The sequence below is a fragment of the Propioniciclava flava genome (assembly GCF_004126535.1).
GTDB classification, from domain to species: Bacteria; Actinomycetota; Actinomycetes; order Propionibacteriales; family Propionibacteriaceae; genus Propioniciclava; species Propioniciclava flava.
Window position 1 is genome coordinate 24715 of record NZ_PPCV01000009.1, and the last position, 17582, is coordinate 42296.

15 protein-coding genes and 2 riboswitches are annotated in these 17582 nt (G+C 70.1%); of the genes, 8 read left to right on the forward strand and 7 right to left on the reverse strand.

The features are described from left to right. Positions 1–21: 21 nt before the first annotated feature. Positions 22–903: a 3-hydroxyacyl-CoA dehydrogenase family protein gene (locus C1706_RS11935; RefSeq protein WP_129459475.1), complete on the forward strand. Its 882-nt coding sequence runs from the start codon at positions 22–24 to the stop codon at positions 901–903. A gap of 82 nt (positions 904–985) precedes the next feature. Here C1706_RS11935 and C1706_RS11940 read toward each other — a convergent pair whose 3' ends face one another. The 6 genes from C1706_RS11940 to C1706_RS11965 form a co-directional block, all read right to left on the reverse strand. Then, positions 986–1774 (reverse strand): lysophospholipid acyltransferase family protein, encoded by a 789-nt coding sequence (locus C1706_RS11940; protein ID WP_129459476.1) that lies wholly within the window; start codon positions 1772–1774, stop codon positions 986–988. Positions 1775–1862: 88 nt separating this feature from the next. Continuing rightward, positions 1863–2648 carry an SDR family NAD(P)-dependent oxidoreductase gene (locus C1706_RS11945; RefSeq protein WP_129459477.1) on the reverse strand — a complete coding sequence of 262 codons (786 nt, stop codon included), beginning with the start codon at positions 2646–2648 and terminating at the stop codon, positions 1863–1865. Between the two features lie 135 nt (positions 2649–2783). Beyond that, complete coding sequence (locus tag C1706_RS11950; protein ID WP_129459478.1) at positions 2784–3968, reverse strand: acetate/propionate family kinase; 1185 nt, start codon at positions 3966–3968, stop codon at positions 2784–2786. A 118-nt stretch (positions 3969–4086) separates the two neighbouring features. Continuing rightward, entirely contained in the window at positions 4087–6150 is a 2064-nt protein-coding gene (gene pta, locus C1706_RS11955; RefSeq protein ID WP_129459479.1) for a phosphate acetyltransferase, read from the reverse strand. 376 nt (positions 6151–6526) lie between these two features. Then, positions 6527–7318: a deoxyribonuclease IV gene (locus C1706_RS11960; RefSeq protein WP_206661118.1), complete on the reverse strand. Its 792-nt coding sequence runs from the start codon at positions 7316–7318 to the stop codon at positions 6527–6529. Next, the gene (locus C1706_RS11965; protein ID WP_129459480.1) at positions 7315–7698 is read right to left on the reverse strand and encodes an ACT domain-containing protein; all 384 of its coding nucleotides are present in this window, start codon (positions 7696–7698) and stop codon (positions 7315–7317) included. Before C1706_RS11965 ends, C1706_RS11960 begins: the two co-directional genes overlap by 4 nt. A 264-nt stretch (positions 7699–7962) precedes the next feature. Continuing rightward, a riboswitch (cobalamin riboswitch) is annotated at positions 7963–8144 on the forward strand. 80 nt (positions 8145–8224) lie between these two features. On the opposite strand from C1706_RS11965, the gene C1706_RS11970 reads away from it, so the two are divergent. The 5 genes from C1706_RS11970 to C1706_RS11990 all read left to right on the forward strand — a co-directional run bounded on the left by C1706_RS11970 (position 8225) and on the right by C1706_RS11990 (position 13339). Continuing rightward, positions 8225–9076, forward strand: a complete 852-nt coding sequence (locus C1706_RS11970) for a ferredoxin-like domain-containing protein (RefSeq protein ID WP_180316865.1) — start codon at positions 8225–8227, stop codon at positions 9074–9076. Then, complete coding sequence (locus tag C1706_RS11975; RefSeq protein ID WP_129459482.1) at positions 9073–9738, forward strand: precorrin-8X methylmutase; 666 nt, start codon at positions 9073–9075, stop codon at positions 9736–9738. Before C1706_RS11970 ends, C1706_RS11975 begins: the two co-directional genes overlap by 4 nt. Positions 9739–9869: 131 nt before the next feature. Then, complete coding sequence (gene cobJ, locus C1706_RS11980) at positions 9870–11354, forward strand: precorrin-3B C(17)-methyltransferase (protein ID WP_241653562.1); 1485 nt, start codon at positions 9870–9872, stop codon at positions 11352–11354. Then, positions 11351–12142, forward strand: coding sequence for a cobalt-precorrin-4/precorrin-4 C(11)-methyltransferase (locus tag C1706_RS11985; protein WP_129459484.1), 792 nt, complete (start codon positions 11351–11353; stop codon positions 12140–12142). The genes cobJ and C1706_RS11985 overlap by 4 nt, the downstream gene beginning before the upstream one ends. A gap of 132 nt (positions 12143–12274) precedes the next feature. Next, positions 12275–13339 (forward strand): FUSC family protein, encoded by a 1065-nt coding sequence (locus tag C1706_RS11990; protein ID WP_129459485.1) that lies wholly within the window; start codon positions 12275–12277, stop codon positions 13337–13339. A 23-nt stretch (positions 13340–13362) separates the two neighbouring features. Here C1706_RS11990 and cbiE read toward each other — a convergent pair whose 3' ends face one another. Beyond that, positions 13363–14583, reverse strand: a complete 1221-nt coding sequence (gene cbiE, locus C1706_RS11995) for a precorrin-6y C5,15-methyltransferase (decarboxylating) subunit CbiE (protein ID WP_129459486.1) — start codon at positions 14581–14583, stop codon at positions 13363–13365. Positions 14584–14671: 88 nt separating this feature from the next. After that, a riboswitch (cobalamin riboswitch) is annotated at positions 14672–14747 on the forward strand. A 48-nt stretch (positions 14748–14795) separates the two neighbouring features. Here cbiE and C1706_RS12000 point away from each other — a divergent pair. Together C1706_RS12000 and cobO are read left to right on the forward strand one after the other, a co-directional pair. Continuing rightward, on the forward strand, positions 14796–16916 hold the full coding sequence (locus C1706_RS12000) for a VWA domain-containing protein (RefSeq protein WP_129459487.1): 2121 nt from the start codon (positions 14796–14798) through the stop codon (positions 16914–16916). Continuing rightward, positions 16916–17530 (forward strand): cob(I)yrinic acid a,c-diamide adenosyltransferase, encoded by a 615-nt coding sequence (gene cobO, locus C1706_RS12005; protein WP_129459488.1) that lies wholly within the window; start codon positions 16916–16918, stop codon positions 17528–17530. Before C1706_RS12000 ends, cobO begins: the two co-directional genes overlap by 1 nt. Positions 17531–17582 lie beyond the last annotated feature (52 nt).

Genomic DNA, 17582 nt, shown 5'->3' on the forward strand with positions numbered 1-17582 from the left:
CGCAGCGACTAGAGACAGTCCATGAACATCTGCGTACTGGGTGCGGGCACCATCGGGCTGTCGTGGCTGCGGCGATTCGTCGCGCACGGCCATCAGGTGCTGGTCTGCGATCCTCGCCCTGACCTGACCGACATTGTTGCCGGGTTGCCTCTCACCGAGGACGAGCGCGCGAGGGTGCGCGTCGTCCCCGACCGGGAGGCGGCCTTAGCGGAAGCGGATCTGATCCAGGAGTCGGGGCCCGAGCATTTGGCCTTTAAGCGTGAACTCATCGCCGATTTCGCCCGCCACGGAAAGGCGGATGCCTGGTGGTTCTCGTCGTCCTCGGCTCTGCTGCCTTCCGACATGACCGCTGAGGCGTCCGACGACGTCGCTGCCCGGGTCGCGATCGGGCACCCGTTCAATCCGCCTCACCTCATGCCGCTGGTCGAGGTCGTCCCGGGGCAGCGTACGGCGGCGGCCACGCTGGACAGCGCGCGAGCCTTCTACACGTCCTTGGGGATGGAGCCCGCCGTCCTGCACCGGGAGGTACCCGGCTTCGTCGGTAACCGGCTCCAGAAGGCACTGTGGGCGGAAGCGTTCGGGCTGGTCCTCGACGGGGTGGTGTCGGTCGAGGATCTGGACACGGTGATGAAGAACAGCCTCGGCCTGCGGTTTGCGTGCGTGGGCATCGTCGAGGCGGCCGCCATGGGAGGCGGCGCGGCTGGCGTCCAGGGGCTCATGGACCTGCTGCGCGAGTCGTTCGCGAAAATCGAACTGAACGATCTCGATTGGTCCAACGAGGCGCTGGCGCCGTTGTACGAGGCCGCCGCAGCCGCCTACGGCGCGCCCGTGGACCCGGCCCGGATCACCCGCCGGGACGAACTCCTCACCGGCATGCTGCGCGTCCGGGGACAACTCGACTAGCCCACCCGTGGACGGGATTCCTGGCGGCCCGGAGGCGCCCCTTCTACGGCGATAAAGGGGGAGGCGGGGCGCCGTGGTTCGCCTAACTGTTCGGGGTGTCGGCGTCCTCGTCCTTGCCGGATTCCAGTGCGGCTTGGGCGCGCTTGGCGGCCGCTTTGAGGGCCACGGAGCGGTGGAAGTCCTCTTGGGTGGGCATGCCATACGCGCGGGCGGTCGAGTCGTGAAGCTCGACGACGTAGTTGTAGAGCCGATCCTTGAAGTGCGGGACCGTTTCGCCAGGAAGGGCGCGCTGGGGGACGCCGAACACGATGTGGACGGGCGGCCGACCGGGGACCGGCAGGTTCTGGCCGTACGGCATAGCGGCGTAGGCGCCCACCAGTGCCATCGGCAGGATCGGGACGCTGTGCTGGATGCCGAGGGCGGCCACCCCCGATTTGAAGGGGGCCATCGCGCCGGTGCGGGAGCGGGTGCCTTCGGGGAAGATCAGCAACGGCACCCCCTCGTCGAGCAGGCGTCCTGACAAGCCCGCATGCCCCCGCATGCCACCGCGATCAACCGGGTAGGCGTTGAAGAACAGCCGCGTACCGAGCGATTTGGTTTTCTGCTTGAAGAAGTAGTCGGCGGCGGCGCCCGCTGCCAGATTCTTCGACAGCCGACGCGGCAACGCCCCGTAGATCACGGTGCTGTCCACATGGCTGGAGTGGTTGGCGATCGCGATGAACGGCGCGTTCAAGCCATCGAGGCGTCGCAGCCCGTGAACGTGAACCGAGAGGGCCGACCACACGTACGGCTTCATGACAAGCTGCTGCGCGACGAAGCGCGCAATGGCGCCTGGCCTGTTGGAGTACTTGCCCAGGTCGTCCTTGCTCACCGAGGGATCACCTTGTTCCGCACCCTCCCATTCTGCACCACGTGCCTAGCCCCGCTCCTCCTGGACGACAGGGCGGCTACGGAGCGCGCTACTGCACCTTGGACGCGGCCAACCGACGGCTGATGGCTTGCACGGCGCTGGCGGGTAGGTGTTGCAGGAGGAACGCGGCGATCTTCCAACGCTTGGTCGGGATCGAGAGGACTTTGCCCTTGTCGGCGTCGATGAGGGCTTCCCGGACGCAGCGCTGAGGGCTGACCCATGCCCAGGTGGGGATGGACCGGGCCTGGCCTGCCAGCCCGGCGCGCTGGTGGAACTCGGTGGTGACCCAACCGGGGCACAGCGCGGTGGCGGTCACCCCCGTTCCCGCCAAGTCCACCGAGAGACCTTCGGACCAGACCTTGGCGAACGCCTTGATCGCCGAGTAGGCGCCTTGGGTGACCCAGGACGCCAGGGAGGCCACCGTGATGATCTGTCCGTGACCGCGCGGAATCATGGTGTGGGCTGCGGCGGCGCCCAGCACGAGAGGGGCTAGCGCCATGACGTCGATGGCCCGTTCGAGGTCGCTGGTGTCCTCGTCGGTGAGAATCGTGGTGAACCCGAATCCGGCGTTGTTGATGAGAATGTCGATGGGATCGACAGGGGAGCGGAGCCGATCGGCGACGCGCTCGACATCATCACGCAGCGCCAGGTCGGCGGGAAGGGTGGTACATGACACCCCGTAGCGGGAGGCCAGTTCGTGGGCCTGCTTGTCGAGCCGATCGGTATTGCGTGCCACCAGCACGAGATCATGGCCGCGCTCGGCGAGTTGTCGGGCGAACTCGGCACCGATTCCCGACGTTGCTCCGGTCACGAGTGCGGTTGAGTTTGCGTTCATTGATCCACGGTAACTCGCGTTTCCGCTGGGCATAAGGGGCGATGAGCCGTTCGGGAGGGCGTGGTGGATGACGCAGGGCCCCGGAGGTCACTACCCCCAGGGCCCTGCGTTGGCGCGTTCTTCCATGCGGAAGGATCAGGCGATGACGGCCTTCACTTCGTGGGCCATCTGCAGTTCTTCGTTGGTGGGGATCACCAGGACGGCCACCGAGGAGTCCTTGCCGGAGATGGCGCGCGGCTCCTTGGAACGGACCGTGTTGTTGACGGTGTCCAGCGTGATACCCAGGACGGCCAGGCGCTCCACCACGTCGCGGCGCACCGCGGCGGAGTTTTCGCCGACGCCCGCGGTGAAGGTCAGCGCGTCGATGCCGCCCAGCAGCACGTAGTAGCGCCCGATGTACCCGACGATGCGGCGAATATAGACGTCCCAGGCGAGTTGGGCGCGCGCATCGCCCTCCTCCTTGGCCGTCTCCACGTCACGCATGTCGGAAGCTCCCGCGAGCCCGAGCATGCCGGAGGCCTTGTTCAGCAGGGTGTCGATCGCGTCAGTGCTCATGCCAGCCTCGCGGTGCAGGTAGGCGATCATGCCCGGGTCGAGATCACCCGAGCGCGTGCCCATGACGAGGCCCTCCAGCGGGGTGAGGCCCATGGACGTGTCGACCGCCACACCGTTCTTGATGGCGGAGATGGATGCGCCGTTGCCCAGGTGGCACACGATCTGCGTGGTCTGGTCGTAGGGCTTGCCCAGGAACTCGGCGGCCTGGTGGGAGACGTAGTCGTGGCTCGTGCCGTGGAAGCCGTAGCGGCGGATCGAGTACTCGCGAGCCAGGTCGGTGGAGATGGCGTAGGTGTAGGACTCCGGCGGCAGCGTCGAGAAGAACGCAGTGTCGAAGACGGCGACGTGCGGCACGTTCGGCAGGGCCTTCTGAGCGCCGCGGATGCCCGCGATCCCGGCCGGGTTGTGCAGGGGGGCGAGCGGGGACAGCGCCTCCAGCGTGGCCACCACGTCCTCGTCGATCAGCGTGGTGGAGGTGAGCTTGTCGCCGCCGTGGACGGTGCGGTGCCCGACAGCCTTCACGTCGTCGAGGCTGGGGCCGTGATCGGCGAACATTTGCACCATCGACGCGAGCGCGACGGTGTGGTTGGTGTACTCCTCGTTGGCGACGAACTCTTCGCCGTTCACCTTGTGCGTCAGGACGCCGACCTCTTGGCCGATGCGCTCGATCAGACCGGACGCCATCACCTCGTCGGTGTCGGCGTCGATCATCTGGTACTTGATGGAGCTCGAGCCAGCGTTCAGCAGCAGGATCGGCGTTGCCATGGTTCTCCTTCTCGGACGCGGCGCGCGCCCGTCGTTCCCGGGAATCCCCGGCTGGATGGGGTGCTGTCACCGTGCGGCGACAGCGAAAGGCCGGACGCCTGAGCGTCCGGCCTTCAGATCAGCTGTGCTGAGCTTGGATCGCGGTGATCGCGATGGTGTTGACGATGTCGTCCACCAGCGCCCCGCGAGACAGGTCGTTGACCGGCTTGTTGAGACCCTGCAGGACGGGGCCGACGGCCAAGGCTCCCGCCGACCGCTGCACCGCCTTGTAGGTGTTGTTGCCCGTGTTGAGGTCGGGGAAGATGAACACGGTCGCGCGTCCGGCGACCTCGGAGCCCGGCATCTTCTTCGAGCCGACCGTCGGGTCGACGGCCGCGTCGAACTGGATCGGGCCCTCCACCTTCAGCTCGGGGGCGCGCTGCTTGACGATTTCGGTGGCCTCGCGGACCTTGTCGACGTCAGCGCCCTTACCGGAGGTGCCCGTGGAGTAGGACAGCATCGCCACACGCGGCTCGATGCCGAACGCGACAGCCGTCGCGGCGGAGCTGATCGCAATGTCGGCGAGCTGCTCGGCGGACGGATCAGGGTTGACGGCGCAGTCGGCGTACACGTCGACCCGGTCGGCCATGCACATCAGGAACGAGCCGCTGACCACGGAGACGCCCGGCTTGGTCTTCACGAACTCCAAGCTCGGGATGATCGTGTTGGCCGTCGTGTTGACCGCACCGGACACCATGCCGTCGGCCAGGCCCAGGTGGACCATCATCGTGCCGAAGTAGCTGGGGTCGGTCATCTTGGCGCGGGCCTGCTCCAGCGTGACGCCCTTCTTGGCGCGCAGCGTGGCGTACTCGGCGGCGAAGCGTTCGACGAGGTCGGGATCCTCCATGGAGACGATCTCGGCGCCCTCCAGGGACAGCCCCAGGGCGAGCGCCCGACTCTTCACCTCCGTCTGGTCGCCCAGCAGGATGATCTCGGCGGTCCCCCGACGCAGGACGGCTGATGCGGCTTCCAGGATGCGGTCGTCGCCGGATTCAGGGAGCACGATGCGACGCTTGTTTTGGCGTGCCATCTCGCTGAGCTGGTACTCGAACATGAGCGGCGTCCGGATCCCGGCGCGGTCGACCCGCATGGCGGCCAGCAGCGCGTCGGCGTCCACGTTCTCGGAGAACAACCGACGACCGAGTTCGGTCTTGCGGTCGGAGCTCGTCATCGTGCCTTCCAGGCCGAAGAGCTTCTCTGCTGTGGTGAACGTGCCCAGGTCGGTGACGAAGATCGGCAGATCCTGGGGGATGTTCGCGATGAGCTTCCTCATCGACTCGGGGACCTCGTAGCCGCCGGTCAGCACCAATGCGGCCAGGGGCGGGAACGCGCCGGAACGCTGCGCCAAGATGATCCCGGGGATCAGCTCAGTGCGGTCCCCGGGGGCAATGACCGTCGACTCCGGTTCGAGGCGGCCCAGCACGTTCGGAAGGGTCATGGCGGCCACCAGGATGCTTTGGCTTTCCTGGCTGAGAGCGTCGGTGCGACCGGCGATCTGGCGGGCGCCGATCGCTTGCACCTGAGCGCCCAGGGTCGGTGCGGCGAGCACTCGATTGGCCGGCAACGTGCCGACGACCACGTCGGGGAATGCGGTCGTGATCGCGTGGACGTACGGCCCCTGGTCGCCTTCGGGGGTGCGCGTCGGAATGATGGCGATCGTGGACGCATGCTGCTTGCTGAGCGCGTCGACGGTGCTGCGCGCCAGTTGAGCGGTCTCCTCGGGGGTCCGGTTGCGGGCGGACACCGCGAGCGCGACAGGCGCGTTGAGGTTGGCGGCGATGCGCGCATTGAACTGCAACTCTTGCGCGCCGAGGTGGTCGGTGTAGTCCGAACCGAGGATGACGACGGCGTCGTAGCGTTCGGCGACGCTGTTGTAGCGCTCCACGATGGTGGAGAGCGCAGCCTCAGCGTCGGCCCGCACGTCGTCATACGTCACGCCGTAGGCCTCGTCGTACTCTTCGTGCATGACGGGTTGATGGACGAGGGTGGACAGGATCTGGTCGGGGGTATCACCGGCCTTGATGAGTGGCCGGAAAACCCCGACCGACTCCACTTCGCGCGTGAGCGCGTCGACGATGCCAAGAGCGACCACTGACTTCCCTGTCAGTCCCTCCGGCGCGAGTACATAGATGCTCCGAGTCACCCTGTCAGGCTAGCGGTCCCCAGCCCCTTGTGCGGTCGGATTGCACCCCAGTTCACGAAATGGCCTGACCAATCGGGCGGGTTCTGCGGGGTTTCTCATCGCGGACGCTACGGAAGGGCGAGGGATGCGTCGCTGGGTCCGCCCAGCAAGGCGCTGAAGGAGTCCCCGCGAGACGGTGGCTGGACGTCGGGTCTGCGCGTCATCGACGCTCACGATCACCTCGGCGGCGTCCGGTGCCCAACCGAGGTGGACGCCGTGGGAGCGAAGCGCCTTTTGGGCGCGCTCCAGAAGCTCCTAGTCGCCCGCGGTGTTCACGAATGTCATGTGTTCATGTTGCGTGAACACCGAGAAAATCTGAACACGCCTCCGCTTCGCCTCAGAGGCGCGCGCGCAGCCAGGCGATCTGTTCGGCGTGAGAGACCTCGGTGGTCGGGGTCTCCAGGATCACCGGGGCGTCCGCCTGACGCACCACCTCGACCAGGTAGTCGGCCTCGCACTGGCCCTGTCCGAGGACGGCGTGCCGGTCGGCGCCAGAGCCGGCGGCGTCCCGAGAGTCGTTGAGGTGGACCAGATCGATGCGTCCGGTGATGCCCGTGATGGCGTCCACGAGGCCTGACGGGTCGAGGCCGCCCGCATGCGCGTGGCAGGTGTCGAGGCAGAAGCCGACGTTCTCGAAGCCCTTCGCGTCGGAGATCGTCTCCCATAGTTGGGCGATCCGCTCCAGGCGGCGGGCCATGGAGTTGGTGCCACCCGCGGTGTTCTCGATGAAGATCGGGACGGTCAAGTCGAGCCCCTCGATCGCCTTGCGCCAGTTGTCGAAGCCGACCTGCGGGTCGTCGCCAGCCGTGACGTGCCCGCCGTGCACGATGACGCCACGGGCGCCGACCTCAGTGGCCAACTTCACCTGACGCGCGAGGATCTGACGACTGGGGATGCGAATCCGGTTGTTCGTCGTCGCGACGTTGATGACGTACGGGGCGTGGATGAACAGGCCCACCCCAGCGGCCTCGGCGTCCGCCTTCAGCCCGGCGGCGCCCCCGGGATGGGCGACGGCGTGGCCCTTCCAGGCTTGGGGGTCGCCGATGAACGTCTGAGCGATGGGGAACCCGTCGCAGTGGGCGGCCTCGACCGGGTCGTCGACGTGGCCGCCGATCTCCAGGGCGCTCACTCGCCGAGCCCCCCGAGAACGCCCAGGGCTTCCTCGACGGAGTCGAGCGGGACGAGCAGATGATCGTGGTAGTACCCGGCGAGCACGTTGCACGACAGCCCCACCCGGGCCAGAGCGTTGCTGACGGCGGCCGTGATGCCGACCGCCTGCAGCGAGGTGTGGGCCTCCAAGGTGATCCAGCCGAACACGCCCTCATAAGTGAGGTGGTATTCGTCAGCGATTGCCTGGTCCAGCACCAGCGTGGTGCCCTCGTCCTCGACAATGCGCGCGTGATAGACGATGTCGGGCGGTGTCTGGGTGGTGACGACGACGTACGCGCCCTGCCGCACATAGGGGCGCAACGCGCCGAGGATCTCATGCAGATCGGTCATTCCCGCCATGGCGTCAGTGTAGGGCGGGACGGTCTCGTCGCAGGGGTCGGGCTTCCGGAGCATCCGTGCCAGGCGGGGGCATCGAGAATCGATCATTCGAGGTAGAAACATTCAGTGGTGTTTCCTTGCGGCCTTCGGATCGTCTGCTAGGCGTGATGGACTCGGCGAGTGGGGCGAATCCCCTCGCCACCTCTGGCCAGGTTTCGATGCTGTCACACGGACGCGCAAGGGCGTCGGTAGGGTGGGGGCGCCAGTCAAGCTCGACGCGAGCCCAGGGAACCCGGTGCGAATCCGGGACTGACGCGCAGCGGTGAGGGGGACGGCCAGGGCGAGCCGCGTATGCGGCCACCACTGGGGCAGATGGCGTCGGCGCGTGGGGTTTCACACCCGCACGGTGTTGAGGGCAGCGGTCCTGGGAAGGTGCGCTGGCCGGGTGATCCCGAGTCCGAAAACCTGCTGGCCCACGCGGGCGGACGCCCGCGCGGTCATCGTCGGGCCTCCGCGCACAGGCCCCCTGACCTGACAGGTGGAACCCATGTCCGTCACCATCCGCGACCGCGCCGACCGCTGCCCGGGCATCCTGCGCCCGTGGCCCGCCGCCGACGGTCTCCTCGTCCGCGTCCGGCTCATCGGCGGGCACGCCACCGCCGCGCAACTCCGCGGCCTGGTTGCTGCGGCGTCCGCGTTCGGCGATGGGCGCATCCGCCCCACGACGCGCGCCAACCTGCAGTTGCGGGCGTTCCCCGGCACTGACGGCGTCCTGGACGCCGACGCGCTCGCTGCCATCGAAGCGTCCGGGCTGCTGCCCGCACCCACCCACGACCGGGTGCGCAACATCACCGTCTCCCCCCAGACCGGGATCGCGGGCGGCCGCGCCGACCTGCGCGGCGTCGCCGCGGAGTTGGACGCCCTCATCGTCGCCAGCTCCGTCCTGCCGAGCCTGCCGGGCAAGTTCGCGTTCGTCCTCGACGACGGACGCGGTGACCTGGTCGACCGGATCTGCGATCTCGGGCTGGTCGCCCTCGACGCCGACACCGTCCAACTCCGCGTCGGTGAGCACTACGGCGCCATCGTGCCGCTCGCCGAGGCCGCCCGCGCGCTGGCCGAACTCGCCGAACGTTTCTGCAGCGCCCGCGGCACCGGCCCCACCGCCCCCTGGCACGTCTACGAGATGACCGGCGTCCTCGTCGATCCGGTGCCCGCCGACCCGCGCGTGCCCGCGGCGTCCGGCCCGCTGCCGTTCGGAGACGTCCCCGGCGGACGCCACCTCGAGGTCGGCGACGACGGCCTGGACGCCGCCGGTGTCGAGGCGCTGTTCACCGACGTCGACGAGGTCGTGTTCACGCCCTGGAAGGGCGTCTTCATCCCCGCAGGGGCGCAAGCATGACGGAGCTCCGCAGGCCGACCCGCCGCTACCCCTACGTGGATTCCGGACCGGCGATCTACGTCGACTCCTTCGCCACGATCCGGCGCGAAGCGGATCTGTCCCGCGTCCCCGCCGACGCGGAGAAGGTGGCCGTGCGCATGATCCACGGATCCGGGCAGGTCGACCTGACCCGCGACCTGGTCATCCACCCGCGCCTGGCGGGCGCGGCCCGGGCGGCGCTGGCTGGCGGAGCCCCCATCCTGTGTGACGCGACCATGGTCGCCACCGGCGTCACCGCCGCACGGCTACCCGCCGACAACGAAGTGGTGTGCCTGCTGAAGGACGCCCGCGTCCCCGACCTGGCCCGCGCCTTCGGCACCACCCGCGCCGCGGCCGCCGTGTCGCTGTGGGAACCCTGGCTGGAAGGGTCCGTCGTCGCCATCGGCAACGCCCCCACCGCGCTGTTCCACCTGCTCGAACTGATCCTCGACGGCGGGCCGCGTCCGGCGGCCATCGTGGGGTGCCCAGTCGGGTTCATCGGCGCCGCCGAGTCCAAGCAGGCCCTCATCGACCTGGCCACCGACCACGGCATCGACATCCCGTACGTGACCGTCACCGGGCGCCGCGGCGGCTCCGCCATGACGTCCTCGGCCCTCAACGCGCTGGCACAGGAGGAAGAGTGACCGCACCCCAAGAACCCGTCGAGGCCGCAGAAGCCACGGCGACCGGGACGTCTGTACTCGTCGGGGGCGTCGGGGGAGCGGCGTCGGGCGCTCGCTTCGCCGTCGTCGGCGTCGGGCCCGGTGACCCCGAACTGGTCACCCTCAAAGCGGCCCGGCTCATCGCCGCCGCCGACGTCGTCGCCTTCCACGCGGGCCCCGGAAAAGCGTCGAACGCCCGCCGGATCGCCGCGGACCTGTTCCCGGCAGGCGTGATCGAGGAACAGCTCACCTACCCCGTGACCACCGGCGACACCGCCCACCCCGGCGGCTACGCCGGAGCCATGGGAGCGTTCTACGAGGACGCCGCCGCCCGGCTGGAGGCACACCTGGACGCCGGACGCCTCGTCGTCCTGCTCGCCGAGGGCGACCCGCTGTTCTACGGGTCGGCGATGTACCTGCACGACCGGCTGGCCGCCCGCTACGCCACCCAGATCGTCCCCGGCGTGCCCGCGTTCGCGGCGGCGACCGCAGCGGCGGCGTCCCCGCTCGTGCGCCAAACCGACGTGCTCACCGTCCTGCCCGGCACGCTGCCCGAACCCGAACTGGCGCGCCGCCTGGCCGACACCGACGGCGCCATCATCATGAAGCTTGGCCGCACCTTCCCGGCGGTGCGTCGCGCCCTGACCGCCGCCGGACGCCTCGACGGGGCGATCTACGTCGAACGAGCCTCGACGCCCCAGCAGCGCGTCGCGCCGGTCGCCGAGGTGGACGCCGACACGGTGCCGTACTTCTCGCTCATCATCGTGCCGGGCGACATCCGCAACGGGCGCCGCACCCGCGACGCCGCAGACCCCGCCCTCGCGTCCCCCGCGCAGAACCCGCTCACCGCCCCCGCACCCGCCGAGTTAATCGTCGTGGGGCTCGGGCCGGGCCCGGACCGCTGGATCACCCCCGAGGTCACCGCGGCCCTGGCCGACGTCGACCACGTGTTCGGGTACGGCCCCTACGTCAACCGGGTGCCGCAACGAGCGGGGCTGACGCGGCACGCGTCCGGCAACACCGTCGAGCGCGACCGGGCGCGCGAAGCCCTCGACCTCGCGCTCGCCGGGGAGCGGGTCGCCGTCGTCTCCGGCGGGGACGCGGGCATCTTCGGCATGGCCTCGGCCGTGTTCGAGGTGGCAGAGGATCCGGCGTTCGCGGCCGTCCCCATCCGGGTGCTGCCCGGGCTGAGCGCCGTCCAGGCCGTCGCCGCCCGCGCGGGCGCCCCCATCGGCGGCGACTTCGCGGTCGTCTCGCTGTCGGACCGGCTCAAGCCGTGGTCGGTCATCGAGAACCGGCTCGTCCACATCGCGCAGGCCGACCTGGTGCTGGCCCTCTACAACCCGGCGTCCCGCTCGCGTACCGAACAGATCGGACGAGCCCGCGAGGTGCTGCTGGACCACCGCAGCCCGGAGACGGTCGTCGTCGTCGGACGCGACATCGGCCGGTCCGAAGAGTCCCTAACCGTCACGACGCTCGGGGAGTTGGACCCGGCGTCCATCGACATGAAATGCCTCGTCCTGATCGGCGCGTCGGGCACCCGGGTGGGCCCCTCAGGCGTGTGGACGCCCCGCTTCGTCCCGGAGGGGTCCGCATGAGCGCGACCGTCCACTTCGTCGGTGCAGGCCCGGGTGCCGCCGACCTGCTGACCGTGCGCGCCGTCCGGCTGCTGGAATCCGCCGACGTGGTGCTGTTCCCGGGCACCTACCTCGACCCGGACGTGCTGGCCCACGTCAGCCCAGACGCCGACCTGGTCGACACCCAAGACCTCGACCTGGACCAGATCACCGACGCGGTGGTGGCGGCGTCCCGGGCCGGACGTGCCGTGGTGCGGTTGGCCTCGGGTGACCTGTCGGTGTACTCGGCGCTGCACGAGCAGACCCGACGCCTGGACGCGGCGGGCGTCGGGTGGGACGTCACGCCCGGCGTCCCCGCCTACGCCGCCGCGGCGGCGGCGGTCGGACGCGAACTGACGGTGCCGCTGCTGGGCCAGTCGCTGGTCATCACCCGGACCCAGGCCCGCTCCACGGCCATGCCGACGGGGGAGTCCCTCGAAGCGTTCGCCCGGACGGGGGCCACCTTGGCGCTGCATCTGGCGATCACCCGCATCCGCGTCCTGATGGACGAGGTCGCCCCGATCCTGGGTGGGGACTGCCCGGTCGTGGTCGCCTACCGGGTCAGCCAGCCCGACGAACTGATCCTGCGCGGCACGGTCGCCACCATCGCGGACGCCGTCGAAGAGGCGGGCCTCCGTCAGGCCGCGGTCATCCTGGTGGGACGCACACTGGACGCCAACCGTCCCCAGTGCGCCGAGTCCCACCTGTACGACCCGCACCGGGATCGGGGCGCGAAACGCTCAGGGGTGAAGCGACCGGCCGGCAGCTAGGCGTCGCAGATCAAGCGGGGGCGGAACTCAACGGGGGCGTAACTCAACGGGGAGAGAGTTATCCTCGGGGCCGGTGTGGCGGAAGTGCCGTGAACACCTCGGGCCGCGAGGCGGCCCAGAGAGGGGAGTGCTGTGTCCGGGACGGTCGATCCTTACCCGTCCCTGAAGCGGTTCCTTCGGCTTGGCCCCTCCCGTGCCGATCATCTCCCCGCATTCCGGATCACCGCCGGGCTCGCTGTTCCGCTGATCTGCCTGCTGCTGATCGGACGCATCGACTGGGCGCTCTACGTTGGGTTCGGGGCGTTCACCGGCATCTATTCCCGCGGCGAGCCGACGCGGCTCCGAGCCCGGCGGCAGGCCCTCATGGGTGTCATCTTGACGCTGTGCGTCACCGTGGGTGCCACCATCGCCAGCATCGGGGAGCACATTCCCGCGGTCGCGGAGTTGTGGATCTCGCTGGTCGTGACCTCTGTCGTGGCCGGCGTGGTGGCGGTGGTGGTCCGGGTGCGCGGTATTCGCCCGGCAGGATCACTGTTCGCCGTGTTCTCGGTGGCCGCCGTGGCGTCCGCGCCACCGGCGGCGTCCATCCCCGTCGCGGCCCTGCTCGCCGGGTCGGTCGCAGCCCTGTGCGTCGTCCTTGGCATTCTTGGCCAGTGGCTAGGGGAAGCGCACCACGGTCTGGATCCTGCACCGCCAGCGCCAGTTCCCTGGTCGGCGCGCTGGGCGGACGCGGGGCTGTTTGCGGCGGTGGCGTTCGCTGCGGGGGCACTCGCCGCACTGGCGGGCATCAGCCATCCCTACTGGGCGCAAATCGCCGCGATCGTGCCGCTGTCGGTTACCGGGACGTGGGCCCGAGTCGAGCGCGGCATCCACCGGGTCGTCGGCACCTGCGCGGGCGTCGTCGTCACCGCGTTCCTGTTGTCGTTTCCGTCGCAGCCGTGGCAACTCGTCGTGTGGGTGGTGCTGCTGCAGTTCCTGGCCGAACTGTTCGTCTTGCGCCACTACTCGCTCGCCCTCTTGTTCATCACCCCGCTCGCCTTGCTGATGGTGCAACTGGGTTCCCCGCAACCGGTCATCCCGCTTCTGCAGGTGCGCATCATCGAAACGGCCATCGGCGTGACCGTCGGGCTGGCCTCGGTGTCCCTGCTGTTCTTTGCGCGGCGGCTTCACGCCAGGAGCATCCCCGCGTCGCGGTGACGCCGCTGGGGTGTCGTGAAGACCTATCCCTTGGTGCGGATGAACCACTGCGTCACGCGGCGGGCGGGCTTCCAACCGGTGAACGTACCGATGGGGGCCGCGGTCTCGACGCTGATCCGGGTGAGTTCGCCGCCGAGTTCGGCGTAGCGGGACGCCAATAGCACCTCGGTTTCGAGGGTGACGCCATGGACGACCAGGCGCCCCCCCGGACGCAATGCGTCCAGGCAGCGGTCCAGGACGCCCGGGACGGTCGCTCCGCCGCCGATGAAGATCGCGTCGGGGGCGGGCAACTCGGCCAGGGCGTCGGGGGCGGCCCCGTGGACGACCTGCACGGTCGGGACGCCGAGGGACGCGGCGTTCTGTTCGATGCGGGCGGCGCGCGTGTCGTTGGCCTCGATCGCCAGGGCGCGGCAGGTGGGGTGTGCGCGCGACCATTCGATGCTGAGCGAACCTGCTCCCGCGCCGACGTCCCACAGCAGCGCGCCTGGGGTGGGGGCCAGCCGGGCGAGCGCGGAGGCGCGCAGGTCGCGTTTGGTGAGTTGGCCGTCGTTGGCGTACGCGTCGTCGGGGAGCCCGGCCGTCCAGCCATAGCGGTGCGGGCCTACCAGTTCGATGCCGACCACGTTGAGGCGGGGCGGGTGGGCGTCCCAGGTCTCGGCGGTGGCATCGATCCGGGACGCCCGCTCCGAGCCCAGATCGCCGAGGACGTGCAGGACGCTGGCGCCGTAACCGGCGCCGAACAACAGCCCGGCGATCGCCGCCGGGGTGGTCTCATCGGAGGACAGCGCAAGGATCCGGCGTCCGGGCGCCAACTCGCGGGCCAAGAGCGCGACGGGACGCCCGACCAGGCTCACGACGGCGCACTCCTCGGCGGACCAGCCCAGTTCGGCGCGGGCCAGCGCCACCGAGGACACTGCGGGAACGACACGGACGGCGTCAGGGCCCAGCAGGCCGATCAGCGTGGTGGCGATCCCGGACACGAGCGGATCCCCGGACGCGAGCGCGACGACTCGCCCCTGCGGCAACGAGGCCAGCAGCGCGGGCAGACCGGCACGGAGCGGGGAGGGCCACGGGAGCCGCGAGGCGGCGGAGGCGTCCGGGACGAGCGCAAGCTGACGCGGTGAGCCGATCAGGACGTCCGCCTCGGCGACCAGTGCCCGCGCGTGATCACTCAGGCCCGACACACCATCGGCGCCGATACCAACGACAGTGATCGAGGAGGGGGCGCGACGTTCAGTGGGCACCTCACCACGCTATCGTGGACGACGGCACGAGGTGCCCCCGAGTGGACGGCCGACGGAACCGGCGGCGCGGCAACGACGGGGAGAATCTGGGAAGCCGGTGAGAGTCCGGCACAGGCCCGCTGCGGTGAACCGAGCCCGAAAGGGACTCGGCCAGTCCGAAGACCGGCCCCGCGCCACGACGACCACGTTGGCGAACAGAGCGGGAGCCTCACATGCCACAGCAGTACCCCTTTTCGGCCATCGTCGGCTGCGAAGCCGACCACCTCGACCCGATGGGGCTGGCCCTCATCTTGTCCACGATCTCCCCGGAGATCGGCGGGGTGCTGATCCGTGGCGAGAAGGGCACCGCCAAATCCACCGCCGTGCGTGCGCTGGCCGCCGTCCTGCCGCCCGTCGACGTCTACGAAGGCGACCGGTTCTCCATCGACCCCGACGATCCTTCCGCGGTCTCTCTCGACCTGCCCGACCGGGACGCCGCCACGCGCACGTCGCGTCCGGTGCGGCTCGTCGAACTCCCGGTCGGCGCCACCGAGGACCGCGTCCTGGGCTCCCTCCAACTCGAAAGCGCCCTGTCCAAGGGTGAGGTGACGTTCGAGCCGGGCCTGCTTGCGCGCGCCCATCGCGGCATCCTCTACGTCGACGAGGTCAACCTGCTCCACGACCACCTCGTCGATCTGCTCCTGGACGCCGCTGCCATGGGCCGGGCGACCATCGAACGCGACGGCATCTCCGTCGAGCACGCCGCCCGCTTCGTCCTGATCGGCACCATGAACCCTGAGGAGGGCGAACTGCGGCCCCAGTTGCTGGACCGGTTCGGTCTCACCGTCGAGGTCGTCGCCCCCCGAGAACCTGGACGCCGTGTCGAGGTCGTCCGCCGGCGGCTCGCCTTCGACGCCGACCCGTTCACGTTCGCCGCATCCTTCGCCGCCGACGAGGCCGCGTTGCGGGCCCGCATCGGTCAGGCTCGCGCCCGCCTGGCGGGGGTGAAGCTCAGTGACAATGCGCTGGCCGCGATCGCCCGCGTGTGTGCCGGGTTCGAGGTGGACGGCCTGCGCGCCGACATCGTCACCGCCCGCGCGGCGGTCGCGCACGCCGCCTGGGCCGGACGCGACACCGTCACCCGCGCCGACATCCGCCAGGCCGCCCTGCTGGCGTTGCCGCATCGCCGCCGCCGCAACCCGTTCGACGCCCCGGGGCTCGACGAGGACCTCCTCGACCGTCTCCTGGGGGATGAAGAGCCGGATCCCGACGACACCCCACCCGAGCCGCCCACCGACGACCCGGCACCCGAGGATCGTCCGCCGGAGGACTCCGACAGCGCCGACCAGCCTGACACCGACGCGCCACAGCCCGACACCGACACCTCCCAGCCAGACGCGCCGCCGCCCGGCCCACAGGATCAGGCCGAGGCGCCGCTCGACGTGCCCCCGCCGCTGCCCCCCGAACTCGGCAACGACCAGCCCTCCGGTGAGGGCACCGACAAGATCGCCGCCGCGGCAGCCCCCTATCGGCCGCGCCTGTTCGCCGTCCGCGGGGTGGGCGCGGGCAGCGCCGGACGCCGTAGCCGCGCCCTGTCCACGCAGGGGCGACGCATCGGCGCCGAACCCGCCACCTCCGGGGCCGGATCGCTGCACCTGGTGGAAACGCTCATGGCCGCCGCCCGCCACCAGACCCCCCACGCCGGGGGGCGCCGCCGCGTCCAGTTGCGCGCCGAGGATCTGCGCGTCGCCACCCGGGAGGGCCGCGAGGCCAACCTGATCCTGTTCTGCGTGGACGCGTCCGGCTCGATGGCCGCCCGCAAACGCATGACAGCGGTCAAGACGGCGATCCTGTCCCTACTGCTGGACGCCTACCGTCGCCGCGACCGCGTCGGGCTGGTGACGTTCCGGCGTACCGGCGCCGACGTCGCGTTGCCACCGACCGGGTCCATCGACATCGCCGCCGCTCGCCTGGAGGAATTGCCCGCCGGGGGCCGAACGCCGCTGGCCGAGGGCCTCGAACTGGCCGCGAAGGTGATCCTGCGCGAACGCGTCCGGGATCCGCGCACCCGCCCGCTGCTGGTCGTCGTCACCGACGGCCGCGCCAATGCGGGTGCGGACGCGGTGGCACGGGCCGAGCGGGCAGCGTCCGGCATCGCCCGGCTGGGCGTCAGCACCGTCGTCATCGACAGTGAGGCGGGTCCGCTGCGGCTCGGCCTGGCGCGACGGCTCGCGTCCGTGCTGGGCGCCGAACACGTGGCCGTGGACGCCGTGAGCGCTCAGGCCCTGACCGGGGCCGTGGACGCCTGGCGCGAACGCCCCACCCTTCCTGCCGCCGAGAACGGAGCCGCCTGATGCCCCAAGGACAACCCCTGAGCGTTCCCGATGACGGGCTCACCACCAAACAGCGACGTAACCGCCCCCTGCTGGCCGTCCATACCGGCGACGGCAAGGGGAAATCGACCGCCGCCTTCGGGTTGGGGCTGCGCGGCTGGAACCAGGGCTGGAACATCGGGGTCTTCCAGTTCGTGAAGTCGGCCAAGTGGCGCATCGGCGAGCAGACCGTCTTCGAGCGCCTGGGACGCCTCCACGAGGAGACCGGCGAGGGGGGTCCCGTCGAGTGGCACAAGATGGGGTCCGGCTGGTCGTGGACGCGCAAGCAGGGCGACGGTTCCGACCACGCCGCCGATGCCGCCCAGGGCTGGGCGGAGGTCAAGCGACGCCTGGCCGCCCAAACCCACGATCTGTTGATCCTCGACGAGTTCACCTACCTCATGGAATGGGGCTGGGTGGACGTCGAGGATGTGGTGGAGACCCTCACGCAGCGTCCCGGTTTTCAGCATGTCGTGATCACCGGACGCCGTGCGCACCCGGCGCTGATCGAGGCCGCCGACTTGGTCACCGAGATGACCAAGATCAAACATCCGATGGACGCCGGGCAGAAGGGCCAACGCGGCATCGAGTGGTGAGGCGAGTGGCGCTTTCGTCGGGCCGGGCCGCGCTGAGGGTGGTCGGGGCTTC